The organism is Eikenella corrodens, from assembly GCF_900187105.1.
GTDB classification, from domain to species: Bacteria; Pseudomonadota; Gammaproteobacteria; order Burkholderiales; family Neisseriaceae; genus Eikenella; species Eikenella corrodens.
Genome location: NZ_LT906482.1, coordinates 848,804 through 871,034 on the forward strand (window position 1 = coordinate 848,804; position 22,231 = coordinate 871,034).

Sequence of the window (22,231 nt, forward strand, 5' to 3'; positions counted from 1 at the left end):
CTTAGTGCAAAAATAAGGTAAGGCGGCATTACTATGCCGCCTCTTGATTAAGGAAGAGTTCGCTTCGCAGCAACTCGCCCCTTTAATAAAGACTCCTCTTTAACCACGCGCAAGCCATGCCGCAGCTTTCAGGTAGCCTTTAGCCTTCCACCGCCATTACTGCTTCAATTAAAGCCATTCCTTTTTCAATCCGAAACGCCACTTCCCAATCGTCCACTGCCATCTTATATACCCGCTGTGGCGTATCCTGATAAGCCGGACGCGGGTCTTGGGCGATGCTTTGTTCAATCAGCAGGCGAATGGGCGGCGGCAGGGATGCTGCGCTTATCTCGTCTGCCCAAGCTACTTCGAGCGGAACGGGCGGAACGGCGGCGAAGCCTGGGGCGGCATCGGGCTGTGCTTCCACAAAAGGCAGATAGGGCTTGATGTCTAACACCGGCGTGCCATCAAGCAAATCCGCCCCTCCACACCATAACCGCACTCCACCCTCGGTTTCAATACGCTCCAGCTTGAGCAAGGAGAGCCCCAGCGGATTGGGGCGGAACGGGCTGCGCGTGGCAAATACGCCCATTTTCCGGTTGCCGCCCAAACGCGGCGGCCGCACCAAGGGCTGCCAGCCTGCCCCGGCCACGCCGTGAAACACAAACTGCACCCAGATATGGCTGAAGCTTTCCAACCCGCGCACGCAATCGGCAGAAAACTCGGGCAGGAATTCAATACATACCCGGGCGGACGGTACCAAGCCTGGCTGGCGCGGCACGCCGAATTTCTGTTTATAAGGAGAGCGGACGTAGGCAATGGTTTGCAGGGTGTGGGTGGCTGGCATGGCTTAGGGCGATTAATAGGAAAAGATAAAAGGCTACCTGAAAGCGATGTCTTGGCATAGCCAAGGCTGAGTTTCTGCGAAGCGAAAGCGTCAGTTTAACGCAGTTCAGACGAAGTTTCCGTAGGAAGCGGAGTTTCTATGAGATTGAGATTAGATTTTGGCAAGGCAGCAAGTTGGCACCACCACTCCGCCGTGCTACCCGCTCCGTTTTCTGTGCCTAATAAAAACCGGCAGCCTCGGAATTCCCGGGCTGCCGGCCTGATTTCACTAATGCGGCGTTGAATTGAAATCAGCTTACTGCTGGCGTTGGCAAGCGGTTTCTACGCTGTTGCCATAGGGGTCTTTGAAGCTGAACGCAGCTTCATTGCCCTTGCGATGCCACTCGGCGCCGCTGCCGAACAGGCCGCGGTTAGAGGTGTAGCGCTCGCCGGAACCGGAAGTGGCGCGGTTGAGCACGGCGCTCTTGTCGTCAAGCTGCAGGCTCACGCGGTCGGTACCTTGCTGGCGCACGGTTACAGACAGGCCGTTTTCGCAGCTGAAGCGCTCAACGCTTGCACGGCGCTCGCCACGGTGCTCGTGGCGCGGAGCCGGCTCGTTGCTCGGATCTTGCATGCTGTTTTCATGGCGTTGGTGATGGTGATGACGGTGACCGTGACCGTCGTCTTGCGGAGTGTTCACCACGCAGGCGGTCAACAACAAAGCCAAAGAGGCCGGTACAGCCCAAGTACGTACTTTCATTGTGTATTTCCTATAAAATGAGAAAATACCGCCATAGCCGGCGGCAAGAGCATCTTAGCCCAAAGCATGCGGCATAAAAAGGGGGATTAACCAAGATTTACGGCAATATCTAAATTATTCCGGTGAAAAGGCTACCTGAAAGCATTTGGCTGCTTTCAGGTAGCCTTTAGTTTTGGCAAACATTAAGCTTTGGTTTTCACGTTTTAGCTTCGCAGAAACTCACCCTTGGCTACGCCAAGACATCATTTCTCAGGTAGCCTCTTTTAAGGCGGGCTGTATGTATCGCCTGCCGCCTGCTGTTTTAATCCTGCAAAAACGGGTTGTGCCGTTTTTCGTGGCCGATGGTGGTGCTGCGGCCGTGGCCGGGCAAGACTATGGTGTCTTCGGGCAACACCAGCAATTTCTCGCGGATATTGCGCAAAAGGTCGGCATGACTGCTGCGTTCGAAATCGGTGCGGCCGATGGATTCGTAGAACAACACGTCGCCGGCAATCAGCAGGTTTTGTTCGGCGCAGTAAAACACCACATGGCCGGGAGTGTGGCCGGGGATGTGCAGCACTTGGAAGCGGTATGCGCCCACGCTTAATTCATCGCCCTCTTCCAGCCAGCGGCTCGGGCTAACCGGCGCAGACACGGGGAAACCGAAGTTGGCGGTGATTTCGGGCAGGTTGTCGAGTAGCCATTGGTCGTCGCGGTGCGGGCCGATTACCGGCAACTGGGTATGCTGAATCATCTCGGTCACACCACCGGCGTGGTCGAGGTGGCCGTGGGTGAGCCAAATGGCTTTTGGCTGCACGCCGAGTTTGGCGGCTTCTTCCAACAGCTGCGGCACATCGCCGCCCACGTCTATCCACACGGCTTCTTTGCTTTCTTCGTCCCACAAGAGCGAACAGTTTTGGCGGAAGGGGGTAACGGCGAACACGGTAAGGTTGAGTGGCATGGGTGGCTTTCTTTATAAGAATTTTCAGGTAGCCCGCATTGTGCCGCCGCGCGCGCCAAAGGTAAACCTTTTTAAGGTTTGGTGTATCCGCTACAATGCACCATTTATCCCCTTTGCGAGCAAGTTCATGCACACGCCCAAGCCCAACCCCCTCAACCTCTGCTGGCTCGATATGGAAATGACCGGCCTCAACCCCGAGCACGACCGCATTATCGAAGCCGCCGTGGTGATTACCGATGCCGATTTAAACATCCTCGCCCAATCCGAATCCTACGCCATCCACCAAAGCGACGAACTGCTCGAAGGCATGGATGCCTGGAACACCAGCACCCACGAGCGCACCGGCCTCACCCAGCGCGTGAAAGATTCCACCCTTTCCGAAGCCGAAGTGGAACAACGCCTACTCGATTTTATTGCCCAATGGATTCCGCAGGGCACCAGCCCCTTGTGCGGCAACACCGTGCACCAAGACCGCCGCTTCATGCAGCGCTACATGCCTAAGTTGGAAGCCTGGTTCCACTACCGCAACCTCGACGTATCCACCCTCAAAGAGCTCGCCCGCCGCTGGCATCCCGCCGCCTACAAAAGCTTCAGCAAAAAAGGCTCGCACCGCGCGCTGGACGATATCTTGGAGAGCATCGAAGAGTTTCGCCACTACCGCCAAACCTTCCTGCGCCTGCCCGAGGCCAACGGAACAAACCAAGAGGCTACCTGAAACAAAATAGCGAAGCTTCTGCGAAGCCGCAACATCCCGCCCGTTTGGATTCCGTTGAAGCTTACGCTTTCAGGTAGCCTTCCCCCATGTTTTCAGGTAGCCCATCCATCCCTATTTAAGAAGACCATGATCCGCAAAATCCTCCTGTCCGCCCTCGCCGCCCTGCTGCTGGCCGCCTGCGCCGCCAAGCCTTCATTTGAGCCGGCCATGCTCGTCCACTCCGTGCAACCGGTTTACCCGCCGCAGCTGGAAGAAGAAGGCATCAGCGGCCATGCCAGAATGCAGATGCGCATCGACACCCGGGGCAGCGTGAGCGAAGCACAGGTGCTCTCCGCCACCCACCCCTTATTCGCCCGCTCCGCCGTGCGTGCCGTCAGCCAATATCGCTTCACTCCGGCAAAACAAAACGGCCGGCCGGTGGAATCCGCCTTCACCCAAACATTTAGATTCCGAGTGTCGGAAGAAAACCCCGACCATTCAGAAACCGCCCAACCGCCCCGCCCACCCCTTCCCACACAATAAACCCGCCATGCTCCCCACCTCCCTCCCCGCCTGGCAAGCCCTGGCCGAACACCGCCGCGCCACCGCGCACCTCCACCTGCGCGAACGCTTCGCCGCCGAGCCAAACCGTTTCGAGCGCATGCACGCCGAACTCAACGGCCTGCTGCTCGACTACAGCAAAAACCTCATTGGCGAAGACACTCTCGATTTGCTCTGCCGCCTGGCCGACGAATCCGGCGCGGCCGAACTGCGCCGCCAAATGTATGCCGGCGGAAAAATCAATCTGAGCGAACACCGCGCCGTGCTGCACACCGCCCTGAGGCTGCCTGAAAACACCGCGCCCGTGTATGTGGACGACATCAATATCGTGCCGCAGGTACACGCCGAACTAAACCGCGCCCTCGATTTCGCCGAACGCCTGCAAAACGGCACGCACACGGGCTGCACCGGATTACCCATCCGCGACGTGGTGAACATCGGTATCGGCGGCTCGGATTTGGGCCCGCGCATGGTGGCGCAAGCCCTCGCCCCCTATCAACAAAACCTGAACGTACACTTCGCCGCCAATCTGGATAGCGCCGATTTAGACGGCATCCTGCGCCGCGTAGCGCCCGAAACCACGCTGTTTATCGTGGCCAGCAAATCCTTCCGCACCCCCGAAACCCTGCTCAACGCCCAAGCCGCGCACCGCTGGTTTCTGCAATCCGGCCGCAGCAAAGCCGATATCGCGCAGCACTTCGCCGCCGTATCGGCCAATGTGGAAGCCGCTGCCGAATTCGGCATCGCCCCGCAAAAGGTGTTCGGCATGTTCGACTGGGTGGGCGGGCGCTATTCCGTGTGGTCGGCCATCGGCCTGCCCGTGATGTGCGCCATCGGCCGCGAACATTTCCGCGAATTCCTGCGCGGCGGGCACGATATGGACGAGCACTTCCTGCACGCCCCGTGGCGGCGCAACATCCCCGCCCTGCTCGCCCTCATCGGCATCTGGCAGCAAAACTTCTGCGGCAGCACCAGCCACATCGTCATCCCCTACAGCCACGGCCTGCGCCGCCTGCCTGCCCACCTCCAGCAGCTCGATATGGAAAGCAACGGCAAAAGCCGCAACCGCCACGGCAAGCCCGTGGATTTCGCCACCGGCGCCGCCATTTGGGGCGAAGCCGGCGTCAACTGCCAGCACGCCTTCTTCCAGCTCATCCACCAAGGCACGCAGGTGATTCCCGTCGATTTCATCGTCCCCCTCAACGGCGAAGGGGCCGACGACGGCCGCCACCTCCGGCTCGTAGCCAACGCCTTTGCCCAAGCCGAAGCCCTCATGCGCGGCAAAAGCGAAGCCGAAGCCCGCGCCGAAACAGCCGACAAAGGGCTACCTGAAAGCGAACAAGCCGCCCTTGCCAGCCAGCGCAGCTTCCCCGGCAACCGCCCCAGCAACACCATCCTCGTCGAACGCATCACGCCCTACACCCTCGGCCTGATTCTCGCCATGTACGAACACAAAGTCTTCATGCAGGGCGCCGTGTGGGGCATCAACTCCTTCGACCAATGGGGCGTAGAATACGGCAAAGAACTCGCCCAAACCATCCTGCCCGAACTGCAAGGCACCGCCCCCGCCGGGCACGATTCCTCCACCGCCACTCTGATTCAACGCTATCGGCAGCAGATGGGCAACAAACAGCCGTAACGGCCAAAGAGAAGGCTACCTGAAAGCCAAGCGGGCATTTTCAGGTAGCCTTTTTCTTTGCTACGGGCGAATACTTCTCTCTAGTTTTGTTTGCGACCAATCAAAATATTACAGGCTGGTAAACCGAATGCCGTTCACACATATAACAAGGCGAGCCAACGCTATATTGGAAATTCAGTCAATCCGCCATACCTGCCAATACCAACGTATTTTTCAGGTAGCCTGCCCCGCCAACCCGCTATAATCCCCTTCTCACTCCCCTTCGGAACCCATCATGACCACAACTTGGCACAACGGCTGGTGGCAGGGCGCGGTACATTGCCCTTCGCCCAACTTCTCGCCCCGCCCCGCCGGCGAAACCGTTTCTCTGGTGGTGCTGCACAACATCTCCCTGCCGCCCTTCGAATACAGCGGCAGCGCCATCCGCGATTTGTTCACCAACCGCATCAACCCACAGGCGCACCCCTTCTTCCCGCAGCTGGTGGATTTGCGCGTGTCCAGCCATTTTTTGATTGAACGCAGCGGGCAGGTGGTGCAGTTTGTGTCGGGCAACGACGCGGCACACCACGCCGGCGTGTCGCAATATCGCGGCCGTAGCGGCTGCAACGCCTTTTCGCTCGGCATCGAGCTGGAAGGCTGCGATTTCGAACCTTTCACCGAGGCGCAATACCAAGCCCTGATTCCGCTGCTGCACAGCATGGCGGCACACTACCCCATCGAAGCCGTAACCGGCCACCAACACATCGCCCCCGGCCGCAAAAGCGACCCCGGCCACTTCTTCGACTGGCCGCGCCTGGCTGCCGCCGGCGTGGTGCTGGCGGAAGGGATTGCGGATTAGCCACTGTCCAGCGTTTTTGCGTTTAATAAGACCTGAATTCTGTACTATGCGTAGCAAACTGTGTGGCCCGCAACAGCATGCAGGCTACCTGAAAGCATGGGTTTCACTAAATTTAAAATGAATTTTTAATGCTGCACAAACCATTATTCATCTGTGAGTTGGCGCGTGCATACCAGCAATAGTCTGCTTGAGTTTTATTGGGATTTTTGGTATACACGAAACGCAGTCCTATCATATTTTCACTGCAGTATCCAACCTTAAGAGAGGTATTCAAAATGCGTGTTTCTCAAAGTGCCCTTGTCGTTTTATCTGCTTTGGCCCTGCTGACTGCCTGCCAGAAAGAACCTGAGCCCACTCCGCCCCCTCAATCGCAGGAGCAAGCCCCCAACCCTAATCCCGCCCCGCCTGCTCCTACTCCCACACCAGCATCTAACCCCAGCCTGATTCGCGAACCGGCTGCCCCGCAGCAACAGCAGGATCCTGCTGCACAGGCCATCCAATCCAAACCGTTTGGCCAAGGCACGCTGGCTTTGACCAAGGCCAAAGTGGTCGGCCAGATTCTGAACGTGGAATTTATGTATATCCCGCCTAAAAATGAAGATGGCAGCTATAAATTTACTAATGAGCACTCCGGCAAAATCACCGATTTTGCCTATATTGATGAAGCCACCAGCAAACGCATCAGCCTGCTGCAAGATGAAAGCGGCAAATACATGACCGATCCTGCTGCCGGCGTGAGCAATACAATAGGACTCACGGGCAATTCACCCAAAATCATCGCGCTCAAATTCCCCGCCCCGCCCGAAACATCGCCCACCATCACCATCGATTTCCCGGGTGCCGGTTCGTTTGATTCGGTGCCGGTGGGTCGCTAATTTTCCATTTGGCGGTGTGCAGGCTGCTTTGTGCAGCCTGTACGCTGCCCCTGTTAGAGGTGACTTTATGAAAAATTTGCGTTTACTTGCTTGTATTACAGCACTTGCCACCCTGTGTGCTTGCGGACAAGACCCCAAACCTGCTGAGCCACAAGCGCAGGCTTCTGCCGCCAGCACAACTGTTATGCCCCAAACCGCATCTGATGCATCTAATGCCTCGGCACCTGCTGCCGACGAGCAGGCATCCGCTGTTGCATCAGCATCGTCTGCCCTTTCCGCACAGGGCAACAGCCTTTCTGCCCAAGGCAGCAACCTGTCATCACAAGGCAGCGGTTTGAGCGCTACCGAAACAGGGTTTAATATTGAAATCAATTTGTCATCAGATGTGCTGTTTGATTTCGACAAAGCCGAACTCAAACCCGAAGCCGATGCCGATCTGCAAAAAGCTGCCGACATCATTCGTCAAAAAGGCCAAGGGGTGATTCTGATTACCGGCCATACCGACAGCAAAGGCTCCGATGCTTACAACCAACGCTTGTCTTTAGCTCGTGCCCAGGCAGTAAAAAACTGGTTTGAAGCAAAAGGCTTGCAACAGAATTATCAGCTTGAAGGCCTCGGCGCCACACGCCCCATTGCGCCCAACACCCACCCAGACGGCAGCGACAACCCGGAAGGCCGTGCCCAAAACCGTCGTGTGGAAATTATTGTGAATAAAACCACGCAATTAGGGAATTAGGTCTCCCCCTGTTTTAAGCAATAAAAGGCCGTCTGAAAACAACTAATCCGTTTCAGACGGCCTTTTTGCAGCCTGCATTATTAGGGCTTATATCGGGTGCGGTAGCCGGGGTTTTCTTCGGGACGCAACTGGTTGGGGAACTGGCGGTCTGTGGTGATGTCCACAGCGGTTTGCTGAATCAGCTTATACACTTCGTAAGGATTTTCCACATAACACAGGGCATTTCTAGCACCGAAGCGGATCGTACCCCGTTTGAACATGGCTTCCAGCACGCCTACATACACCCGCAAATTCTGCACTTCAGGCAGCTCGGCACTGGCAATATCCAGCCCGATCAGCCCGGAGGTGAAATACAGGCGTTTATCGGTGAGCGCGTAATCGATGCGGTACCAATTGAAGAAGCGGTAAACCGGCGAAAAAATGGCGTACCACACCGGAGCCAGATGAAAAAGTATAAAAAAATTCACATACGGGAACAAACCGTGCGATGCGGCATTAAACTTGCCGATAAAAAACAAGTCGAACAAGCCCCAGCACAGGGCGAACGGATAAATCAGCGGATTGCCCAATATGTATAAAAAACGGTGCGGCTTGCCCTACCATAAGATGTTTTCGTTCGGGTCGGTGAAGCGTTGAAGCATGTTCCCTCCTGACGGGTAATGAAGCATGGGTATTGTAGCACTCAATCCATACCTCCAATTTCATGCTATCTCACATGGCCTCACCAAAACTTCCGCCTGCATACAGATAATTTCATTAACATCCACCCTTTCAGACGGCCTCAAGCCGCCACAGGCTACCTGAAAACAGAATTTCAATGCCATCCAAATATGAAACGGCAACGAAATGCCAAAACAGCCGCCTAGCCATTCCGACAAATCCGGTTCGCAGGTACAATCCACGTGCTGCGCATCCAATCCAAATACAGCTCAAACTTCAGCTTGGTGGAAACTTGCCGCGCTTTGTTTTCAGGTAGCCTCCACTCGACATAGGCCGCCGCCAACCCATATCAAAGGAACACACCATGACCCAAACCATCCTCATCACCGGCTCCACCCGCGGCATCGGCCGTGCGGCCGCTTTGGCCTTGGCACAAGACGGCTTCGACATTGTGGTGCACGGCCGCAGCCGCATGGCGGAGGCCGAAGCGGTGGCGGAACAAATCCGTTCGTTAGGGCGGCAGGCGCGGGTGTTGCAGTTTGACGTGGCCAACCGCGCCGAATGCCGCCGCGTGCTGGAAGCGGATATTGAAGTGCATGGCGCGTATTACGGCGTGGTGCTGAATGCGGGGCTGACACGTGACAATGCCTTCCCCGCGCTGGAAGACGAGGATTGGGACCGCGTATTGCGCACCAATCTGGACGGCTTCTACAACGTACTGCACCCGCTCATCATGCCGATGATCCGCCGCCGCGCGCCGGGGCGGATTGTGTGCATGGCCTCCGTGTCCGGCCTGATCGGCAACCGCGGGCAAGTGAACTACAGCGCGTCGAAGGCGGGGCTGATTGGCGCGGCCAAGGCTTTGGCGGTGGAACTGGCCAAACGCAAGATTACGGTCAACTGCGTTGCCCCCGGCCTGATCGATACGGAAATTTTGGACGAAAACGTGCCGGTGGAGGAAATTTTGAAAGCCATTCCGGCGCAACGCATGGGGCTGCCTGAAGAAGTGGCGCATGCCGTGCGCTTTTTAATGAGCGAACACGCCGCCTACATCACGCGGCAGGTCATTGCGGTAAACGGAGGATTGTGTTGATGAAAACAAAACGGGTGGTGATTACCGGTGTGGGCGCGGTGTGCGCCTTCGGCCGCGAGTGGCACGAAATCGAAGCCGCTTTCCGCGCAGGCAAAAACGCCGTGCGCCGCATGGAAGCGTGGGATGCCTTCCCCGAAATGGAAACCCGCCTCGGCGCGCCGCTACCCGCCTACGCGCCACCCGCACATTGGACGCGCAAACAGCTGCGCAGCATGGGCCCGCTGGCGCAATACTGCACCGATGCCGCCGAACAAGCACTGAAGCAGGCAGGCTTGCTCGGCGATCCCGTTATTCGCAACGGCAGCATGGGTGTGGCCGCCGGCTCTTCCAGCGGCAGCACTGCCGACGTGCTCGACATCGGCCTGCTGCTCGCCCACCAACCTAACAATTTCAACGCCAACACCTATGTGCGCATGATGCCGCACACCACCGCCGCCAACGTGGCCATCTTCTTCGGCCTCACCGGCCGCCTGATTCCCACCTCCAGCGCCTGCACCTCCGGCAGCCAAGGCATAGGCTACGCCTACGAAGCCATCAAATACGGCAAAATCCCCATGATGCTGGCCGGCGGCGCCGACCAGCTCTGCCCCTCCGAGGCCTACGTGTTCGACAGCCTCTACGCCGCCAGCCGCCGCAACCACGAGCCCGAACTCACCCCGCGCCCCTACGACAGCGCACGCGACGGCCTCGTGCTCGGCGAAGGCGGCTGCATGATGGTGCTGGAAGAATTAGAACACGCACAGGCACGCGGCGCGCACATCATCGCCGAAATCGTCGGCTACGGTGCCAACTGCGACGGCAGCCACATCACCCGCCCCGAGATGCGCACCATGCAACGCTGCATGGAGCTCGCCCTCGAAGACGCCGCACTGCCGCCCTCCGCCGTCGGCTACGTCAGCGGCCACGGCACGGCCACCGAACAGGGCGACATCGCCGAAACCCAAGCCACCGCCGCCGTGTTCGGCCACATCCCGATCAGCTCGCAAAAAAGCTACCTCGGCCACACCCTCGGCGCTTGCGGCGCACTCGAATCCTGGTTTGCCATCGAAATGATGCGCAGCGGCTGGTTCGTCCCCACGCTGAACCTGAACGACATCGACCCCCGCTGCGGCGAAGCCGACTACCTCACCGGCTCCGGCCGCCGCATCGACACCGAATACGTGATGAACAACAACTTCGCCTTCGGCGGCGTAAATACATCACTAATATTCAAGCGTTGGTAAGGCTCGTGGCAACTAAGAGGCTACCTGAAAGCGGTTTGAAATATTTTCAGGTAGCCTTTCGTTTGTTTGCACATGTTTGGGTAGACACTACTGTAAAGGCTACCTGAAACTTTCAGGTAGCCTAAATATTCAGATATAAGCTGCGTTTTATCAGCCCTCACTCCACCACAATCTCACACTCACATTCCACCTCAAAATTCAACGAATTGGCGATAAAGCACAAACGATGCGCTTCGTGGTGCAGGGCTTTGGCTTGTTCGATGTGCTGCGCTTGGGTGATGGTAACCTGCGGGCGCAGCGTGGCTTTGACGAACCTGCCAGGCTGTGTGCGGCTACCTTCGTCCATCACGGCTTCGGCGTGGTCGGTGTAGGCGGTGACGGTGATGCCGGCGGCGCTGCACAGGTGCAGGTACCAGAGTTTGTGGCAGGCGGAAACGGCGGCCAGCAGCATGTCTTCGGGGTTGTGGCGGTGTTCGTCGCCGCGAAAGGCGGGGTCGGACGAGCCGAACAAGTCGGGCTTGCCGGCGATTTGGACAGTGTAGTCGCGCGAATAGGCGGTGTAGGACGATGTGCCGCTGCCCAAATTGCCCGTCCATTCGACGGTGGCGCGGTAGGTGTGTTGTTTGCTCATGGATGTCTCCTTGTGGCTTGGTGGTTTTGCTGCGTTGAAACTGCGTTTTGAGGGCAGCCTGCACGGATTATACCGAACGGGCGGCGCAGTCAAATATCCGGATTTCCGTGCATTGATTGGATGTGCAGGCTGCTTTTTCAGACGGCCGCCTTGCCCGATTCCTTTTCTTTCTTTATTATCCCGCACTTTGTTTTACCCGAAGAAAGAACGCCATGTCCATTTCCTTTGTCCGCACCGCGCTTCTGGCCGGCCTTGTTTGCCTGTCCGCCGCCTGCTCCAGCCTCGATTCCAGTATGAAACGCTATGTCGGCAAACCCATCGATATCGTTTACGAACGCTACGGTCGCGCGCCCGACACTGCACGCATCAAGGTGGGCGAAAACCGCTATTCCTATTTCTGGCGTTTCACCTACTATTACCCCGGCGGCCAAGAATACCAAGGCAGCAGCCAAAACGGCCCCATCATCACCAACTATTACAGCAACGTCTGCTACGGCCAGCACAGCGACCGCACCTTTTTCACCAATTCGGAAGGCATCATCATCGATTATCACTGGGCGCTCAGCAATTCATGGCGCGTGAATTGTAACAATCATGTTATGGGACGGCCGCCCCGATAAGTCCGCCTGAAAGCGCGCGCTTTAACGAAGTTGAAACACAAAAAGCAGCCTGCACATTCATAAAACAATGTGCAGGCTGCTTTTCACGCTTTCAGGCTGCTTATCCCCGCCCGCCCATCTTCTCACGATACCACGCCAGCTTCCGCTCCAAAAACGCCCAATGAGCGTCCAATTCCTGCCGTTTGCGTTCCAAAGCCGCCTGATGTTCCTGCAAAATCCGGTAACGTTCGGGGACGGTTTCATCGCCCAAATGCCGCAGCCGCGCGTATTCCTTGATTTGCGCCAGCGGCACACCCATGTCTTTCAGCCGCAGGATGAAGCCCACCCATTCCAAATCGCGCGCACCGTATTCACGGTAACCGTTGGCGTTGCGTTCGGGGCACAGCAGCCCTTCCTGCTCGTAGTAGCGCAGCGTGGCGGCGGACAAACCCGTTTGCTCGGCAAATTCCTTGGTCTGCATCAAATCTCCTTGCTATAAAGTACGCTTGATAGTTTAACCTGCCTGCGCAATTTTGCCTATTTTGATACAGAGACGAAAAATGTTGAATAATCAGGATTTAATGGCACGCGGCTTGGCAAAGCTGAACGAAATCGACGGCGAACAGGGCGACAAGGTGATGCAGGCGTTGGCGGATATTTCGCCTGATTTGGGCAAATACATCATCGGTTTCGCATTCGGCGAGATTTACCAACGCCCGCAGCTTGATGTGCGGCAGCGCGAGCTGGTAACGCTGGCGGCTCTGGCGGCGCAGGGCGGCTGTGAAAACCAGTTGCGCGTGCATATCCATGCTTCGCTGAACGTGGGGCTGACGCGCGATGAAATTGTGGAGGCGTTTATCCAATGTATCCCGTATTTGGGTTTTCCGAAGGTGCTGAATGCGGTGTTTGTGGCGAAGGAGGTGTTTGCGTCGGCGGAGTGATGCAGGCTGCCTGAAACCTAAAAAGGCTACCTGAAAGCGCAGCTTCAACGAAGTTAAAACGGAGTTTCTGCGAAACGAAAAGCAGCCTGCACATCCACAAAACAAAGTGCAGGCTGCTTTTTGCGTGTTCAGGCGGCCGGGAAACGCTTGGCCGCCACTTCCAGCATTTTCCATTCGCCACCGCTGCCGTGGTAGGTTTCGGCATCAATTTCGAACACGGCGTTGCAGTGCGTGCATTGGAAATAGTGGGTCAGGAAATCGTACCAGCCGTGCAGGCGGCGGTTACCCTGCGGGTCGGTATCGATGACGTAGCCGCTGCGGGCGAAGGTTTGAACATAGTCGGGGCTGATGCGCCGGACTTTGGCGTAGGCGAGGGTGATGTCTGCCAGCGTGCCGTCTGCCAGGCGGTCGGCGGCGCGCAGCAGTATTTTCGACAGTTTTTGCGGGGTTTTGATGCGGACGGTGGGATGCAGGTCGGCGCAGTAATCGCACATGGTTCGGGCCTTTCGTTGGGAACATGGGGTGCAGGCTGCTTTTTAGCTCCGCAGAAACTCGGCTTCCTTCGGAAACTTCGTTTTCAGGCTGCACCGTCGCGATAGGGGTGTTGCTGCAAGATGGTGTCTATTTCCGCTTTGCGCCATGCGGCGTAATCGGGGTGGATAGCGGCCAAAAGTTCGAGTTGTTTGGCAAACAGGATGCGGCGGAAGTCTTGGTCGGGCTGGCGGTGGTCCAGTTCGTATTGTCCGGCGATATAGTGGGTGATGTCTTGCAGCGGGTAATACAGGAAGCGGTGCAGGTCGGCAGCGCCTTCGTCGCAGTAAATTGTGCCGCGTTCGGCGGTGATGTAGCGGTATGGGGCGTGCGGGTCGTAATCGCGGTAGGTGATGGTGGTGCCGTCTGAAAAGGCTTCGGTGGTGCTGTCGGCGAAATAGAGCCAGTTCAGGCAGTCGTCGGGCAGCCCCGCGCGGCGCACGGCGACGAGGAGTGTATCGCAAACTTGGCGGATTTTTTGGCGCAGGATGGCGAGGGATTCGGCAGACATGATGTTCTCCTTGCGGGTTTGTGGGGTGTAGGCTTCAGGTTCTTCCCCGTCGGTTCAAAATGGCCGTTTCGTTGAAATAGAGTTTGGCGGTGGTTTTCTGTATGGGGGATTCTTTGACGGGATTGGGACAGGCTGCGCTTGATTGGTGAAGTGCAGGCTGCTTTTCAGTTTTCAGACGGCTTTTTCTATTCTATCCCGCCATCACCCGAAACGTCAGATTAATCCGCGGCTCTTGGATGCGGGTGCTTTTCAGGATTGTGTGCAGCCAGTGTTTCTGCGTTTCGCCGTGCATGACGATGAGCTGACCGTGTTCCAGCCACATTTCGCGTTTTTCCTTGCTTTCTTTGTGTTTGAAGGCGAATTTGCGCGCTGCGCCGAGGCTGAGGGAGGCGATGGCGCTGTCTTCGGCCAGCCCCTGCCCTTCGTCGCTGTGCCATGCCATGCCTTCGTTGCCGTTGTTGTAGCGGTTGAGCAGGCAGGAGTTGAAGCGGGTGGGGCAGATGCCGGCGATGGCGGCTTCCACGCGGTTTTTGAGTTCGGGCAAGACGCCACCCCACGGCAGGGCGATACGGTTTGCGCCGGAATAGCCGTAGTTGTAGGACGTGTCGCCGTACCACGCGACTTCGCGGACGGTGATGATGTGTTTGCCGTATATCACGGCTTCGTCGTGCCGCCAGGGAATATCACGCTGCAAAATTTCAAAATAACGGTCAGCTTCGGCGGCGGTGAAAATTCGTCCGAAATCGCTGACGATGCCGTCGTAGGGCAGAAGGTTGGCGTGCGGGTTGGCGGTTTCGGGGAAGAGGTCAAGCGTCATCAGCGTCTCCCAATTCGTGAGCCAATATCGCCATTTTGCGCCCGCGTTGCCAGCGGTAGCCGCCGATGATGCCGCTTTCGCGGATGACGCGGTGACAGGGGATGAGTAATGCAACGGGATTCTGCCCGATGGCCATCCCAACGGCTCGCGCGGCGTTGGGCGAACCGACGGCCTGCGCCACTGTGCCGTAGCTTTGCAGGCTGCCTGCGGGAATATCGAGCAGCGCCTGCCAGACTTTGAGCTGGAAGGGCGTGCCTTTGATGTGCAGGGTAATGCGGCCGCACCGGGTGCGGAAGATATCGGCGGCTCGGCGGTGGAACGCGGTTTCCTGCCCGATTAGGCGGGCGTTCGGATATTCGGCGCGCAATTCGTTCAGGGCGGCTGAAGGGTCGTCTGAAAAACGCATGAAGCAGATGCCTTTGTCTGTTGCTGCTGCCAACAGGTCGCCGAAGAGGCCGGGAATCAGGGTGTAATGGATTTGCAGGCCTGCGCCACCGTTTTTGTCTTCGCCCGGTGTCATTTTTTCGATGTTTATAAACAAATCGTGCAGCCGTCCCGTGCCGCTCAATCCGCCGCTGTGCGCCGCTTCCGCCACGCTTTCGCTATTTTTCAGGGCGGCCTTGGCGCGGCTGATGCTGATGTGTTGCAGCATTTTTTTCGGGCTGATGCCCGCCCATGCGGAAAATTCACGCTGCAAGTGTTCGGGTCTGACGTGCACTGCTGCCGCCACCTGCGCCAAATCGGGCTGCTCGGCGGCATGGTCGTAAAGGTATTCGATGGCGCGGGCAATGCGCGTGAATTGGCGGGTTTGATTCGGGGACATGGAGTTGTTTTGAAGTTTCATGGCATTAGGATACGCACAAAGCGGGCGGGGGGGGCGACCCGATTGTTGATGGGGTTGCGGTTCGGGCATAAAAAAGCAGCCTGCACATTCACAACACAAAGTGCAGGCTGCTTTTCAGACGGTCTTGAGTTACAACAGCGTCAGTTTGCCCAGCTTGGCTTCCGCTTTTATAACCAACGGCGAACGCGCCGACAGTAAGACTCGTACTCTGCACCGAAATTTTGTGCCAAGACGCGTTCTTCGGGCATGATTTGAAAGCGTGTCATATAGGCAACAAATGCAGCCAAAAACAACCACGGCAGTGGGTGAGCCAAATAGCCCGCCCATGCAACCAGCCAGCAGCCCATGCCCGCATACATCGGGTTGCGGCTGAAACGGAACACGCCGTCTGAAACAAAGTGTTCGGTTTGTTCGGGGTTGAACGGGCTGACGGTCGTGCGCACACGGCGAAACGCCCACATACCCAATACGCCCAACGCCGTCCCAAACACCAGCAAAACAACCGACAGCAATATAGGAAAGCGCGGCAATATGCCGGCTAACGCCGACACTTGGGCAGAGATGTACATCAACAACGCACAAATAAAACATATCGCCGGCGGCGGAATTTTGGTTTCTAAATTCATATTGTTACCTTTATAAAACTGATAGGGCGACGTTTTCAGACGATTCCCAACTTATTCTTCAGTATAAGTCAAACCGCTTTTTTCATCACGTTCGGGTGCGTCTTTTCCGTCAAACAGGGCAACTGCCAATCTGACGGCGGCGGTTACGGTGGGGGAAATCATGAAACCGTGGCGGAAAAGGCCTTTGATTTCAATCAGGCGTTGGGCGCGGCTGTAACGGATTTATGGGTTGTGGTGGTTGAGCGTTGGGTGCAGACCGGTGGCGATTTCGAGAATGTCGGCTTCGCCAAAGGCGGGATGGGCGGCATAGAGTGCGTACAAGAGTTCCAACCCGGAACGCAGGTCGTCTGAAAGCAGAAAAAGCAGCCTGCACATTCACAACACAAAGTGCAGGCTGCTTTTTTACGCTTTCAGGCCGTCTGAAAACCTATTTTACCGCCGAATTTCCCCCATCCGCAGATATTGCCGCACCCGTGGTAAAACTGCTCATCGGGCTGACCAAAAATAAAATCGCGGCAGCGATTTCTTCCGGGCGGGCAATGCGTTTGACCGCGTGCAGCCCTTCTGCCCACGCGCGCTGTTGAGGGTCGGCAGACATCATTTCCGTGTCCGTGCCGCCGGGCAGCAGGGCGTTGGCGCGGATGCCTTGGGCGGCGTAATCGGCGGTAATGCTTTTGGCCAATGCGGAAAGTGCGGCTTTGGCACAGCCGTATGCACCCATGTTCGGCAGGGCACAACTGGTGCCGACAAAGCTGGACGTGAATACCATCGCACCGCCGCCACGTGCCAGCATGGCGGGGATTTGGCTGCGTGCGCCGAGGAAGGCGGCAGTCAGATTGCCGTCCAGCGTAGCCCGCCATTCTTCGGGGGAAAGCTCCGCCAGAGGCTTGTACGCACCCAGCGTGCCAGCATTGTTGATTGCGATGTCCAAGCCGCCGAACTTTTGCTGCGCCGTGCGGACAACCGTTTCGTGCGTTTCAGGCAACACCGCATCGCCTGCCACGGTAACCGCCCGTCCGCCGTGTGCACGAATCAGGGCGGCGGTTTCTTCCAATTTGTCGGTACGGCGGGCACACAAAACAACATGGGCACCGTGTTCCGCCAACAGTAACGAAACGGCACGCCCGATGCCTGACGACGCACCTATGACGGCGGCTGTTTTATCTTTTAAATCCAATAGATTTGACATAGTCTTTTCCCAATATTGCTGTTGAAAACGGCTCAAGTTTAGGGAAAGGCCTAGGTGAAAGCGACCCGATTGTTGATGAGATTGAAGTACGGACAGAAAAAGCAGCCTGCACATTTGGCAAACAAAGTGCAGGCTGCTTTTTAGCTTCGCAGAAACTTCTTTTTAACTTCGTTGAAGATCCGCTTTCAGCCAGTCTTCCCCACCGCCCGCTGCACCCCGAAAATCGAAGCCAGCACCAGTGCGAAGCCCGCCAGCGATTTTGCGTCCATGCCCTGGCCGAGGAACAGCCAGCCCAGCACGAAGGCGCAGACGGGGCTGAGCAATCCCAGCGACGACACGGCGGCGGGCGGCAGTTTGGCGATGCCGTCGAACCACAGTACATAGGCCAGCACCGCGCCGAACAGGCACAGATACAGGTAGCCGCCTAGGTTGGCCGCGCTTAACGCTTCCAGCGGCGGTTCGGCCAATAAGGGGACGGGCAGCAGGCACAGTCCGCCGATAAACAGCTGCCAGCCGGTGAACGCCAGCACGGGCAGTGAAGTGCGGCGGTGTTTCGACAAATACACGCCCAAGGCCATCGCCGCCGCGCCCGCCAGTGCCGCCAAAATGCCCAGCGTGTCATAGCGCGCCTGCGGCGACAGCACCAACAGCGAAATCCCTGCCACGCCCGCCGCCGCCCAGCCCCAAGCCGCTTTCGGTGGCATGGTTTTGCCGATTAACCAAGTGAACACCAGCACCATCAGCGTCTGCGTGGAACTCAGCACCGCCGCCAAACCGCCCGGCAAACGGTACGCCGCCACAAACAGCATGGCCTGAAAAAAGCCGATGTTTAAAAAACCGAGCAGGGCGACAAAGCCCCATTCACCGCGCCGAGGCAGCCTGCGCGTCCACGCCAGCAGCAACAGCCCGGCCGGCAACACGCGGATAAGCGCGGCGGTGAACGGGCGGTTCGGCGGCAGAAATTCGGTGGTAACGAGATAAGTGCTGCCCCAAATCACGGGAGCAAGCGCGGTGGAAAGAAGAATGGCGGCGCGGCTTGTCATGACGTTGTTCCTGAAGGTTTGGGTTATTTAACTTGAAATCAAGATAGTTTAAGCCGCTGGATTAAGGGAAAGGTTTTCAGATGACCTTAGGGAATAGCTGAAAAAGCAGCCTGCACATTTGTATTAAAATGTACAGGCACAGGTGAGTTAAAGTTAAATAGATTTCTTTACATCATTAAGCATTTCTTTCTCAAATATAGTTAAACTCAATTTATCAAAATTCAATATAGATAGATTCTTAAGAGCAGTATCTAGTGATCCATTTGAATTTAACATATTCTCTAACTTTTCTGCTAAAGGCAGGGGCAACCCGTATTCATCAAGAGCCACTAGGGCTGAATCTGTAAATAAGCTTTCTACTTGCGCACAAAAGAAAGAATAGTCTGCCTGGGCAACTCCTAATCTTTCAGCGACTGCATTTTGTATTCTACAAACAGCCATAGCCAACCTAGGAAAATGAAATTGTGCCCATTGTCTAATGAAACTCAGCGTATTTTCTACAGCTTCATCAGGTTCTTTCTCTTGAGTTATTTCATTCGATATAATTTCCTTAATTTCATTATTTCTTAATTGATTTATTTTAAAAGCTAATTGGCGGCCAGATGATACCTTATGAAATTTTTTACCTTTAAGAAAATACTTCCAGATCAGGCAACACAAATGTTCTAATTGATCATATGTAGGAGTGCTTTTCCAAGCTAAAATTGATAACTCTATCCGGTTTACTATTAAATAATTGGCAAAATTGATTTGAAGATCTGGATTAATTCCTGAATTGCTGCGTAGAACACTAATATCTAAAATATCCTGATCATAATATTTCTGTATTCGGTTCCAAGACCGTTCTGTTATATCTGTTTTATCAAGTTGAATAAGAAGAGATTCTTCGGCATTTTCTTCTTGAGAAAATACGGGTATTTCAACAAGAGGAAGTTTCTCTTGAGGAGGATCATTGAATAAATAGACACGTCCAATAAAATGCTGAAACATTCTTCCGGAACGTCCTCTTATGTTGTTAAAAGTAAAAAAATCAAATTTCTTGTTTGCAATCTTGTTATCAAAAATAATCACATTTTTTGCTTTTGTATTTACACCCTCAATCAGGGTGGATGTGCAGACTAAAAATGGTAATTTCCCTTCATTAAAACCTTTCACACAAAGATGCGCTATCGCTCTTGGAATTTGACCGTGGTGCATTCCAATACCTTTTCTCAAACCTTTCACTAACGTCCAATCAGGATGATAATTTTCTGCAACCCAATCGGCAGCATCCGTTAATCCTTCACCAATTTGAGTACAATGGTTAGCAAGTAGTTCAGTAATTTTTCTTGCTTTATTTGGAGATGAACAGAATATTAAGGTAGAGCCCTGAATGCTATTGCATAAACTTAGTAGTTCATCATTAAATGGATCTTTATTTGATCCAACTCGGATAAGCTCAGTAACGACAGTTGAATAATTGGTTCGAATAAATTTACACTGCAATCGATCAGGCAGTCCTTCAGGTACATTTTGTATATTTGGTCCTAACAGATAGAATTGCTTGGACTTCTTATGTAATTTATACAAGGCATGATTCAAAGTCATTGCTCTTTCAGAATCCTCCCTTGGATCTAGCTTATAAAATTCATCTAAAATAAAAATATCAAAATTGGGCAAATCGGGAAAGTCGATAGCTCTTTCTTGGGTGAGAATAAATATATTTTTTGATTGTAACTCTTGTGAAGCATGTGTGATAATTTTGTGATCGCATTTTAATACGGATATTCGTCTTCTCGTTTCGTCGATTAAGGCGATAGTTGGTACAATGATAATGATATTATCAAACTTTTTACTTTCAATTAGAGAATCAATTAAGGCACTTTTTCCAAAACTGGTTGGGGCACTTAGTATGATATTTTCTCCATCCATCAAATATTGAAATACTTCAGCCTGTACTCTGTGGAATACAAAACCTTCATCTTCTATATTTTGGTTGTTATCATCGTTTGCTAACAAAGATGGTCTATGAATTTCTCTTGCTATGGCATCTTTTACAGTAATTGTATTCGTATCCAAATAAGGATAAAGACCAAAATGTCGAATTAATCCATTTACTACTTCTATAAATGGACTAAATTCTTCTTTTCGATCCAATACACGAAGAAGCAATTGCTGTATCTCATTATCTTCAGGATCCTTATTGGCTAAAAAACACATAGACTGTAGAACTAAGAAAGCATCGTCAGGATTTATTTCTCTGCTATCTTTTAGTTTTATTTCAACTTCATTTTTTGTAAGTATCATTGCAGCCTTTTTAACTGTTCATCTAATTTTTGAATTAACACAGATTTTTCTTGAAGAGGAAGCAAAAAAAGATGGATTTTAACTGGTAAATTAAGGTTGGACATTTTTTCCTCAATTTTCTGTCTAATTGCTAAAACTTCTTCTTCCAGCTCTTTGTTAAAGTCATCTGTTGTTTTGTTGTGTTTTTTCAAAGTGCCGCTATCATAAGTGATAAGAATAGGGATGCAAGCGCAATCAAATAACTCGTCAAGAGATGTATTTTGATCAAGCAATTTTGATAATGTCGGATAGAATGATGAATTAGGATCAATTTTATTGGCTAAAAGCATTTTTTCATTTCTTAAATAATCCTGCTTTGTATGTTCTTGAATTTCAGCTATAACATCTCGTATCGCATCAGCGGCGTTGTTATAAAATTTAACTTCACCAAGCCATAACTCCAGTTTTCCATCTATCTGAACGATATGAACAGCATCATATCCCTTAACGGTATGATTGACGGAGTCTTTAAAATAAATTTTACTGATGGCGGGAATAGATTTATAGATTTGCCGTAATATCATATGCAAGAACAGCTCTCCAAATTCCCCACGTGATTTATATTTCTCTGTTTGATAAACCATTCTAGCAGCTTTCTTAATCATGCTAAAAGCGTTTCCAGGCTTGAGGCTTTTCAACTCACTAGCGGTAAGGCAAAACTCAGGTAGCCATTCCATTGTATGCTCAGCAAGCTGAGATGAACGCCATTCACCGCATTCATAACCTGCACATAGTGATGATATAGGAGGGGTGATATCAAGTTTGTGAATTTTTACTTCTAAAAAAGGTGCTGGTGGTTCTGGATAATCCATAGTTTGGCTCGCTTAATTAACACCCAAAAAGAAAATTGTTTTTAGCTTTAAGCAAGTTATATCTTACACAACTTTTGTAGAATGAAAAAGGTTCATACTCTCACCATCACTTTACCGTCCGTCAAAAATTGCAGGAAAGCCCACGCTACAAAACTGTATTTTCAGACGACCTTACCCCGCCAGCGCTTCATCCACTGCCGCAAGCGCGTGGATTTTTGTGCTGTCGAACACGGGCAGCGGGCTGTTTTCTTCATTCACAATCAGGCAGATTTTGGTGCAGCCTAAGATGATGCCTGCCGCGCCTGCCTGTTTGAGGCGGCTGATTACGTCGCAAAAATAGCGGGTGGATTCGGACAGGATTTTGTTTTTGCAGAGTTCGTCGAAAATAATGCGGTGAATTTCGCCCTGTTCGGCCGCGGTGGGGACGATGGTTTTCACGCCTTGGGTTCCCATAAAGTCGGTATAAAAGCCGTCGCTCACGGTAAAGCGCGTCCCTAAAAGCCCGACCGTGTCCATGCCTTGTTTTTTCACGGCGTCGA

General features: G+C 53.9%; 26 protein-coding genes and 1 pseudogene. 10 read left to right on the top strand and 17 right to left on the bottom strand.

Annotated features, from left to right (window positions below):
* Positions 1-139 precede the first annotated feature (139 nt).
* The 3 genes from tsaA to CKV94_RS04260 all read right to left on the bottom strand — a co-directional run bounded on the left by tsaA (position 140) and on the right by CKV94_RS04260 (position 2,504).
* On the bottom strand, positions 140-826 hold the full coding sequence (gene tsaA / locus CKV94_RS04250) for a tRNA (N6-threonylcarbamoyladenosine(37)-N6)-methyltransferase TrmO (RefSeq protein WP_003824767.1): 687 nt from the start codon (positions 824-826) through the stop codon (positions 140-142).
* A 294-nt stretch (positions 827-1,120) separates the two neighbouring features.
* Positions 1,121-1,564 (bottom strand): MliC family protein, encoded by a 444-nt coding sequence (locus tag CKV94_RS04255; RefSeq protein ID WP_035581216.1) that lies wholly within the window; start codon positions 1,562-1,564, stop codon positions 1,121-1,123.
* A gap of 301 nt (positions 1,565-1,865) precedes the next feature.
* Positions 1,866-2,504: an MBL fold metallo-hydrolase gene (locus tag CKV94_RS04260; protein WP_003824770.1), complete on the bottom strand. Its 639-nt coding sequence runs from the start codon at positions 2,502-2,504 to the stop codon at positions 1,866-1,868.
* A gap of 127 nt (positions 2,505-2,631) precedes the next feature.
* Between CKV94_RS04260 and orn the strand changes: the two genes are divergently transcribed.
* From orn to CKV94_RS04290, 6 genes are all read left to right on the top strand, one after another.
* Entirely contained in the window at positions 2,632-3,219 is a 588-nt protein-coding gene (gene orn / locus CKV94_RS04265; RefSeq protein WP_035581242.1) for an oligoribonuclease, read from the top strand.
* 126 nt (positions 3,220-3,345) lie between these two features.
* Complete coding sequence (locus tag CKV94_RS04270) at positions 3,346-3,741, top strand: energy transducer TonB (RefSeq protein ID WP_003824772.1); 396 nt, start codon at positions 3,346-3,348, stop codon at positions 3,739-3,741.
* Between the two features lie 7 nt (positions 3,742-3,748).
* Positions 3,749-5,398: a glucose-6-phosphate isomerase gene (pgi, locus tag CKV94_RS04275; RefSeq protein WP_003824774.1), complete on the top strand. Its 1,650-nt coding sequence runs from the start codon at positions 3,749-3,751 to the stop codon at positions 5,396-5,398.
* A gap of 274 nt (positions 5,399-5,672) precedes the next feature.
* Positions 5,673-6,236, top strand: coding sequence for a 1,6-anhydro-N-acetylmuramyl-L-alanine amidase AmpD (ampD, locus tag CKV94_RS04280; protein ID WP_003824775.1), 564 nt, complete (start codon positions 5,673-5,675; stop codon positions 6,234-6,236).
* Between the two features lie 275 nt (positions 6,237-6,511).
* Complete coding sequence (locus tag CKV94_RS04285; protein WP_003824778.1) at positions 6,512-7,111, top strand: hypothetical protein; 600 nt, start codon at positions 6,512-6,514, stop codon at positions 7,109-7,111.
* A 184-nt stretch (positions 7,112-7,295) separates the two neighbouring features.
* A complete protein-coding gene (locus CKV94_RS04290; protein WP_003824779.1) occupies positions 7,296-7,847 on the top strand; it encodes an OmpA family protein in 552 nt (183 codons plus the stop codon).
* Between the two features lie 80 nt (positions 7,848-7,927).
* Here the strand turns inward: CKV94_RS04290 and CKV94_RS04295 are convergent, their stop codons facing one another.
* Positions 7,928-8,314, bottom strand: a complete 387-nt coding sequence (locus tag CKV94_RS04295; protein WP_157727248.1) for a PH domain-containing protein — start codon at positions 8,312-8,314, stop codon at positions 7,928-7,930.
* 557 nt (positions 8,315-8,871) lie between these two features.
* On the opposite strand from CKV94_RS04295, the gene fabG reads away from it, so the two are divergent.
* Together fabG and CKV94_RS04305 are read left to right on the top strand one after the other, a co-directional pair.
* Positions 8,872-9,600, top strand: a complete 729-nt coding sequence (gene fabG / locus CKV94_RS04300; protein ID WP_003824783.1) for a 3-oxoacyl-ACP reductase FabG — start codon at positions 8,872-8,874, stop codon at positions 9,598-9,600.
* Positions 9,600-10,823 carry a beta-ketoacyl-ACP synthase gene (locus CKV94_RS04305; protein WP_003824785.1) on the top strand — a complete coding sequence of 408 codons (1,224 nt, stop codon included), beginning with the start codon at positions 9,600-9,602 and terminating at the stop codon, positions 10,821-10,823. The genes fabG and CKV94_RS04305 overlap by 1 nt, the downstream gene beginning before the upstream one ends.
* Positions 10,824-10,980: 157 nt before the next feature.
* On the opposite strand, the gene CKV94_RS04310 is transcribed toward CKV94_RS04305, so the two are convergent.
* Entirely contained in the window at positions 10,981-11,454 is a 474-nt protein-coding gene (locus CKV94_RS04310; protein ID WP_003824788.1) for an OsmC family protein, read from the bottom strand.
* A 212-nt stretch (positions 11,455-11,666) separates the two neighbouring features.
* Between CKV94_RS04310 and CKV94_RS04315 the strand changes: the two genes are divergently transcribed.
* Positions 11,667-12,074 carry a hypothetical protein gene (locus tag CKV94_RS04315; RefSeq protein ID WP_064086599.1) on the top strand — a complete coding sequence of 136 codons (408 nt, stop codon included), beginning with the start codon at positions 11,667-11,669 and terminating at the stop codon, positions 12,072-12,074.
* A gap of 100 nt (positions 12,075-12,174) precedes the next feature.
* Here the strand turns inward: CKV94_RS04315 and CKV94_RS04320 are convergent, their stop codons facing one another.
* Positions 12,175-12,534 carry a MerR family transcriptional regulator gene (locus tag CKV94_RS04320; protein ID WP_003824790.1) on the bottom strand — a complete coding sequence of 120 codons (360 nt, stop codon included), beginning with the start codon at positions 12,532-12,534 and terminating at the stop codon, positions 12,175-12,177.
* A 79-nt stretch (positions 12,535-12,613) separates the two neighbouring features.
* Here CKV94_RS04320 and CKV94_RS04325 point away from each other — a divergent pair, with 79 nt between their 5' ends.
* Positions 12,614-12,994, top strand: coding sequence for a carboxymuconolactone decarboxylase family protein (locus tag CKV94_RS04325; RefSeq protein WP_003824791.1), 381 nt, complete (start codon positions 12,614-12,616; stop codon positions 12,992-12,994).
* A 128-nt stretch (positions 12,995-13,122) separates the two neighbouring features.
* On the opposite strand, the gene CKV94_RS04330 is transcribed toward CKV94_RS04325, so the two are convergent.
* The 11 genes and pseudogenes from CKV94_RS04330 to CKV94_RS04380 form a co-directional block, all read right to left on the bottom strand.
* Entirely contained in the window at positions 13,123-13,488 is a 366-nt protein-coding gene (locus tag CKV94_RS04330; protein ID WP_003824792.1) for a hypothetical protein, read from the bottom strand.
* 83 nt (positions 13,489-13,571) lie between these two features.
* Positions 13,572-14,036, bottom strand: a complete 465-nt coding sequence (locus CKV94_RS04335; protein ID WP_003824793.1) for an Imm63 family immunity protein — start codon at positions 14,034-14,036, stop codon at positions 13,572-13,574.
* Positions 14,037-14,226: 190 nt separating this feature from the next.
* Positions 14,227-14,853: an alpha-ketoglutarate-dependent dioxygenase AlkB family protein gene (locus CKV94_RS04340; RefSeq protein WP_003824795.1), complete on the bottom strand. Its 627-nt coding sequence runs from the start codon at positions 14,851-14,853 to the stop codon at positions 14,227-14,229.
* On the bottom strand, positions 14,843-15,676 hold the full coding sequence (locus tag CKV94_RS04345) for a bifunctional transcriptional activator/DNA repair enzyme AdaA (protein WP_035581225.1): 834 nt from the start codon (positions 15,674-15,676) through the stop codon (positions 14,843-14,845). The genes CKV94_RS04340 and CKV94_RS04345 overlap by 11 nt, the downstream gene beginning before the upstream one ends.
* Positions 15,677-15,864: 188 nt before the next feature.
* Complete coding sequence (locus CKV94_RS04350; RefSeq protein WP_003824797.1) at positions 15,865-16,323, bottom strand: methyltransferase family protein; 459 nt, start codon at positions 16,321-16,323, stop codon at positions 15,865-15,867.
* 51 nt (positions 16,324-16,374) lie between these two features.
* Positions 16,375-16,665: pseudogene (locus tag CKV94_RS04355) on the bottom strand (FAD-dependent oxidoreductase); the annotation flags it as partial.
* A gap of 85 nt (positions 16,666-16,750) precedes the next feature.
* Positions 16,751-17,512, bottom strand: a complete 762-nt coding sequence (locus CKV94_RS04360; protein WP_035581228.1) for an SDR family oxidoreductase — start codon at positions 17,510-17,512, stop codon at positions 16,751-16,753.
* A gap of 185 nt (positions 17,513-17,697) precedes the next feature.
* Positions 17,698-18,555, bottom strand: a complete 858-nt coding sequence (locus CKV94_RS04365; protein WP_003824801.1) for an EamA family transporter — start codon at positions 18,553-18,555, stop codon at positions 17,698-17,700.
* A 153-nt stretch (positions 18,556-18,708) separates the two neighbouring features.
* Positions 18,709-20,841, bottom strand: a complete 2,133-nt coding sequence (locus CKV94_RS04370; protein WP_003824802.1) for a DEAD/DEAH box helicase — start codon at positions 20,839-20,841, stop codon at positions 18,709-18,711.
* Positions 20,838-21,692 carry a HamA C-terminal domain-containing protein gene (locus tag CKV94_RS04375; protein WP_035581231.1) on the bottom strand — a complete coding sequence of 285 codons (855 nt, stop codon included), beginning with the start codon at positions 21,690-21,692 and terminating at the stop codon, positions 20,838-20,840. The genes CKV94_RS04370 and CKV94_RS04375 overlap by 4 nt, the downstream gene beginning before the upstream one ends.
* Before the next feature lie 171 nt (positions 21,693-21,863).
* Positions 21,864-22,223, bottom strand: a complete 360-nt coding sequence (locus CKV94_RS04380; RefSeq protein WP_223417321.1) for an aspartate/glutamate racemase family protein — start codon at positions 22,221-22,223, stop codon at positions 21,864-21,866.
* Positions 22,224-22,231: the final 8 nt, after the last annotated feature.

Coding starts and splice junctions, on each gene's coding strand:
- CKV94_RS04260 (WP_003824770.1), bottom strand. CDS start 2,504: ATGCCACTCAACCTTACCGTGTTCGCCGTTACCCCCTTCCGCCAAAAC.
- CKV94_RS04285 (WP_003824778.1), top strand. CDS start 6,512: ATGCGTGTTTCTCAAAGTGCCCTTGTCGTTTTATCTGCTTTGGCCCTG.
- orn (WP_035581242.1), top strand. CDS start 2,632: ATGCACACGCCCAAGCCCAACCCCCTCAACCTCTGCTGGCTCGATATG.
- fabG (WP_003824783.1), top strand. CDS start 8,872: ATGACCCAAACCATCCTCATCACCGGCTCCACCCGCGGCATCGGCCGT.
- CKV94_RS04335 (WP_003824793.1), bottom strand. CDS start 14,036: ATGTCTGCCGAATCCCTCGCCATCCTGCGCCAAAAAATCCGCCAAGTT.
- CKV94_RS04270 (WP_003824772.1), top strand. CDS start 3,346: ATGATCCGCAAAATCCTCCTGTCCGCCCTCGCCGCCCTGCTGCTGGCC.
- CKV94_RS04370 (WP_003824802.1), bottom strand. CDS start 20,841: ATGATACTTACAAAAAATGAAGTTGAAATAAAACTAAAAGATAGCAGA.
- CKV94_RS04315 (WP_064086599.1), top strand. CDS start 11,667: ATGTCCATTTCCTTTGTCCGCACCGCGCTTCTGGCCGGCCTTGTTTGC.
- CKV94_RS04345 (WP_035581225.1), bottom strand. CDS start 15,676: ATGTCCCCGAATCAAACCCGCCAATTCACGCGCATTGCCCGCGCCATC.
- CKV94_RS04375 (WP_035581231.1), bottom strand. CDS start 21,692: ATGGATTATCCAGAACCACCAGCACCTTTTTTAGAAGTAAAAATTCAC.
- CKV94_RS04330 (WP_003824792.1), bottom strand. CDS start 13,488: ATGTGCGATTACTGCGCCGACCTGCATCCCACCGTCCGCATCAAAACC.
- tsaA (WP_003824767.1), bottom strand. CDS start 826: ATGCCAGCCACCCACACCCTGCAAACCATTGCCTACGTCCGCTCTCCT.
- CKV94_RS04310 (WP_003824788.1), bottom strand. CDS start 11,454: ATGAGCAAACAACACACCTACCGCGCCACCGTCGAATGGACGGGCAAT.
- CKV94_RS04305 (WP_003824785.1), top strand. CDS start 9,600: ATGAAAACAAAACGGGTGGTGATTACCGGTGTGGGCGCGGTGTGCGCC.
- CKV94_RS04365 (WP_003824801.1), bottom strand. CDS start 18,555: ATGACAAGCCGCGCCGCCATTCTTCTTTCCACCGCGCTTGCTCCCGTG.
- CKV94_RS04350 (WP_003824797.1), bottom strand. CDS start 16,323: ATGAATTTAGAAACCAAAATTCCGCCGCCGGCGATATGTTTTATTTGT.
- CKV94_RS04360 (WP_035581228.1), bottom strand. CDS start 17,512: ATGTCAAATCTATTGGATTTAAAAGATAAAACAGCCGCCGTCATAGGT.
- CKV94_RS04255 (WP_035581216.1), bottom strand. CDS start 1,564: ATGAAAGTACGTACTTGGGCTGTACCGGCCTCTTTGGCTTTGTTGTTG.
- pgi (WP_003824774.1), top strand. CDS start 3,749: ATGCTCCCCACCTCCCTCCCCGCCTGGCAAGCCCTGGCCGAACACCGC.
- CKV94_RS04325 (WP_003824791.1), top strand. CDS start 12,614: ATGTTGAATAATCAGGATTTAATGGCACGCGGCTTGGCAAAGCTGAAC.
- CKV94_RS04340 (WP_003824795.1), bottom strand. CDS start 14,853: ATGACGCTTGACCTCTTCCCCGAAACCGCCAACCCGCACGCCAACCTT.
- CKV94_RS04320 (WP_003824790.1), bottom strand. CDS start 12,534: ATGCAGACCAAGGAATTTGCCGAGCAAACGGGTTTGTCCGCCGCCACG.
- CKV94_RS04290 (WP_003824779.1), top strand. CDS start 7,296: ATGCCCCAAACCGCATCTGATGCATCTAATGCCTCGGCACCTGCTGCC.
- ampD (WP_003824775.1), top strand. CDS start 5,673: ATGACCACAACTTGGCACAACGGCTGGTGGCAGGGCGCGGTACATTGC.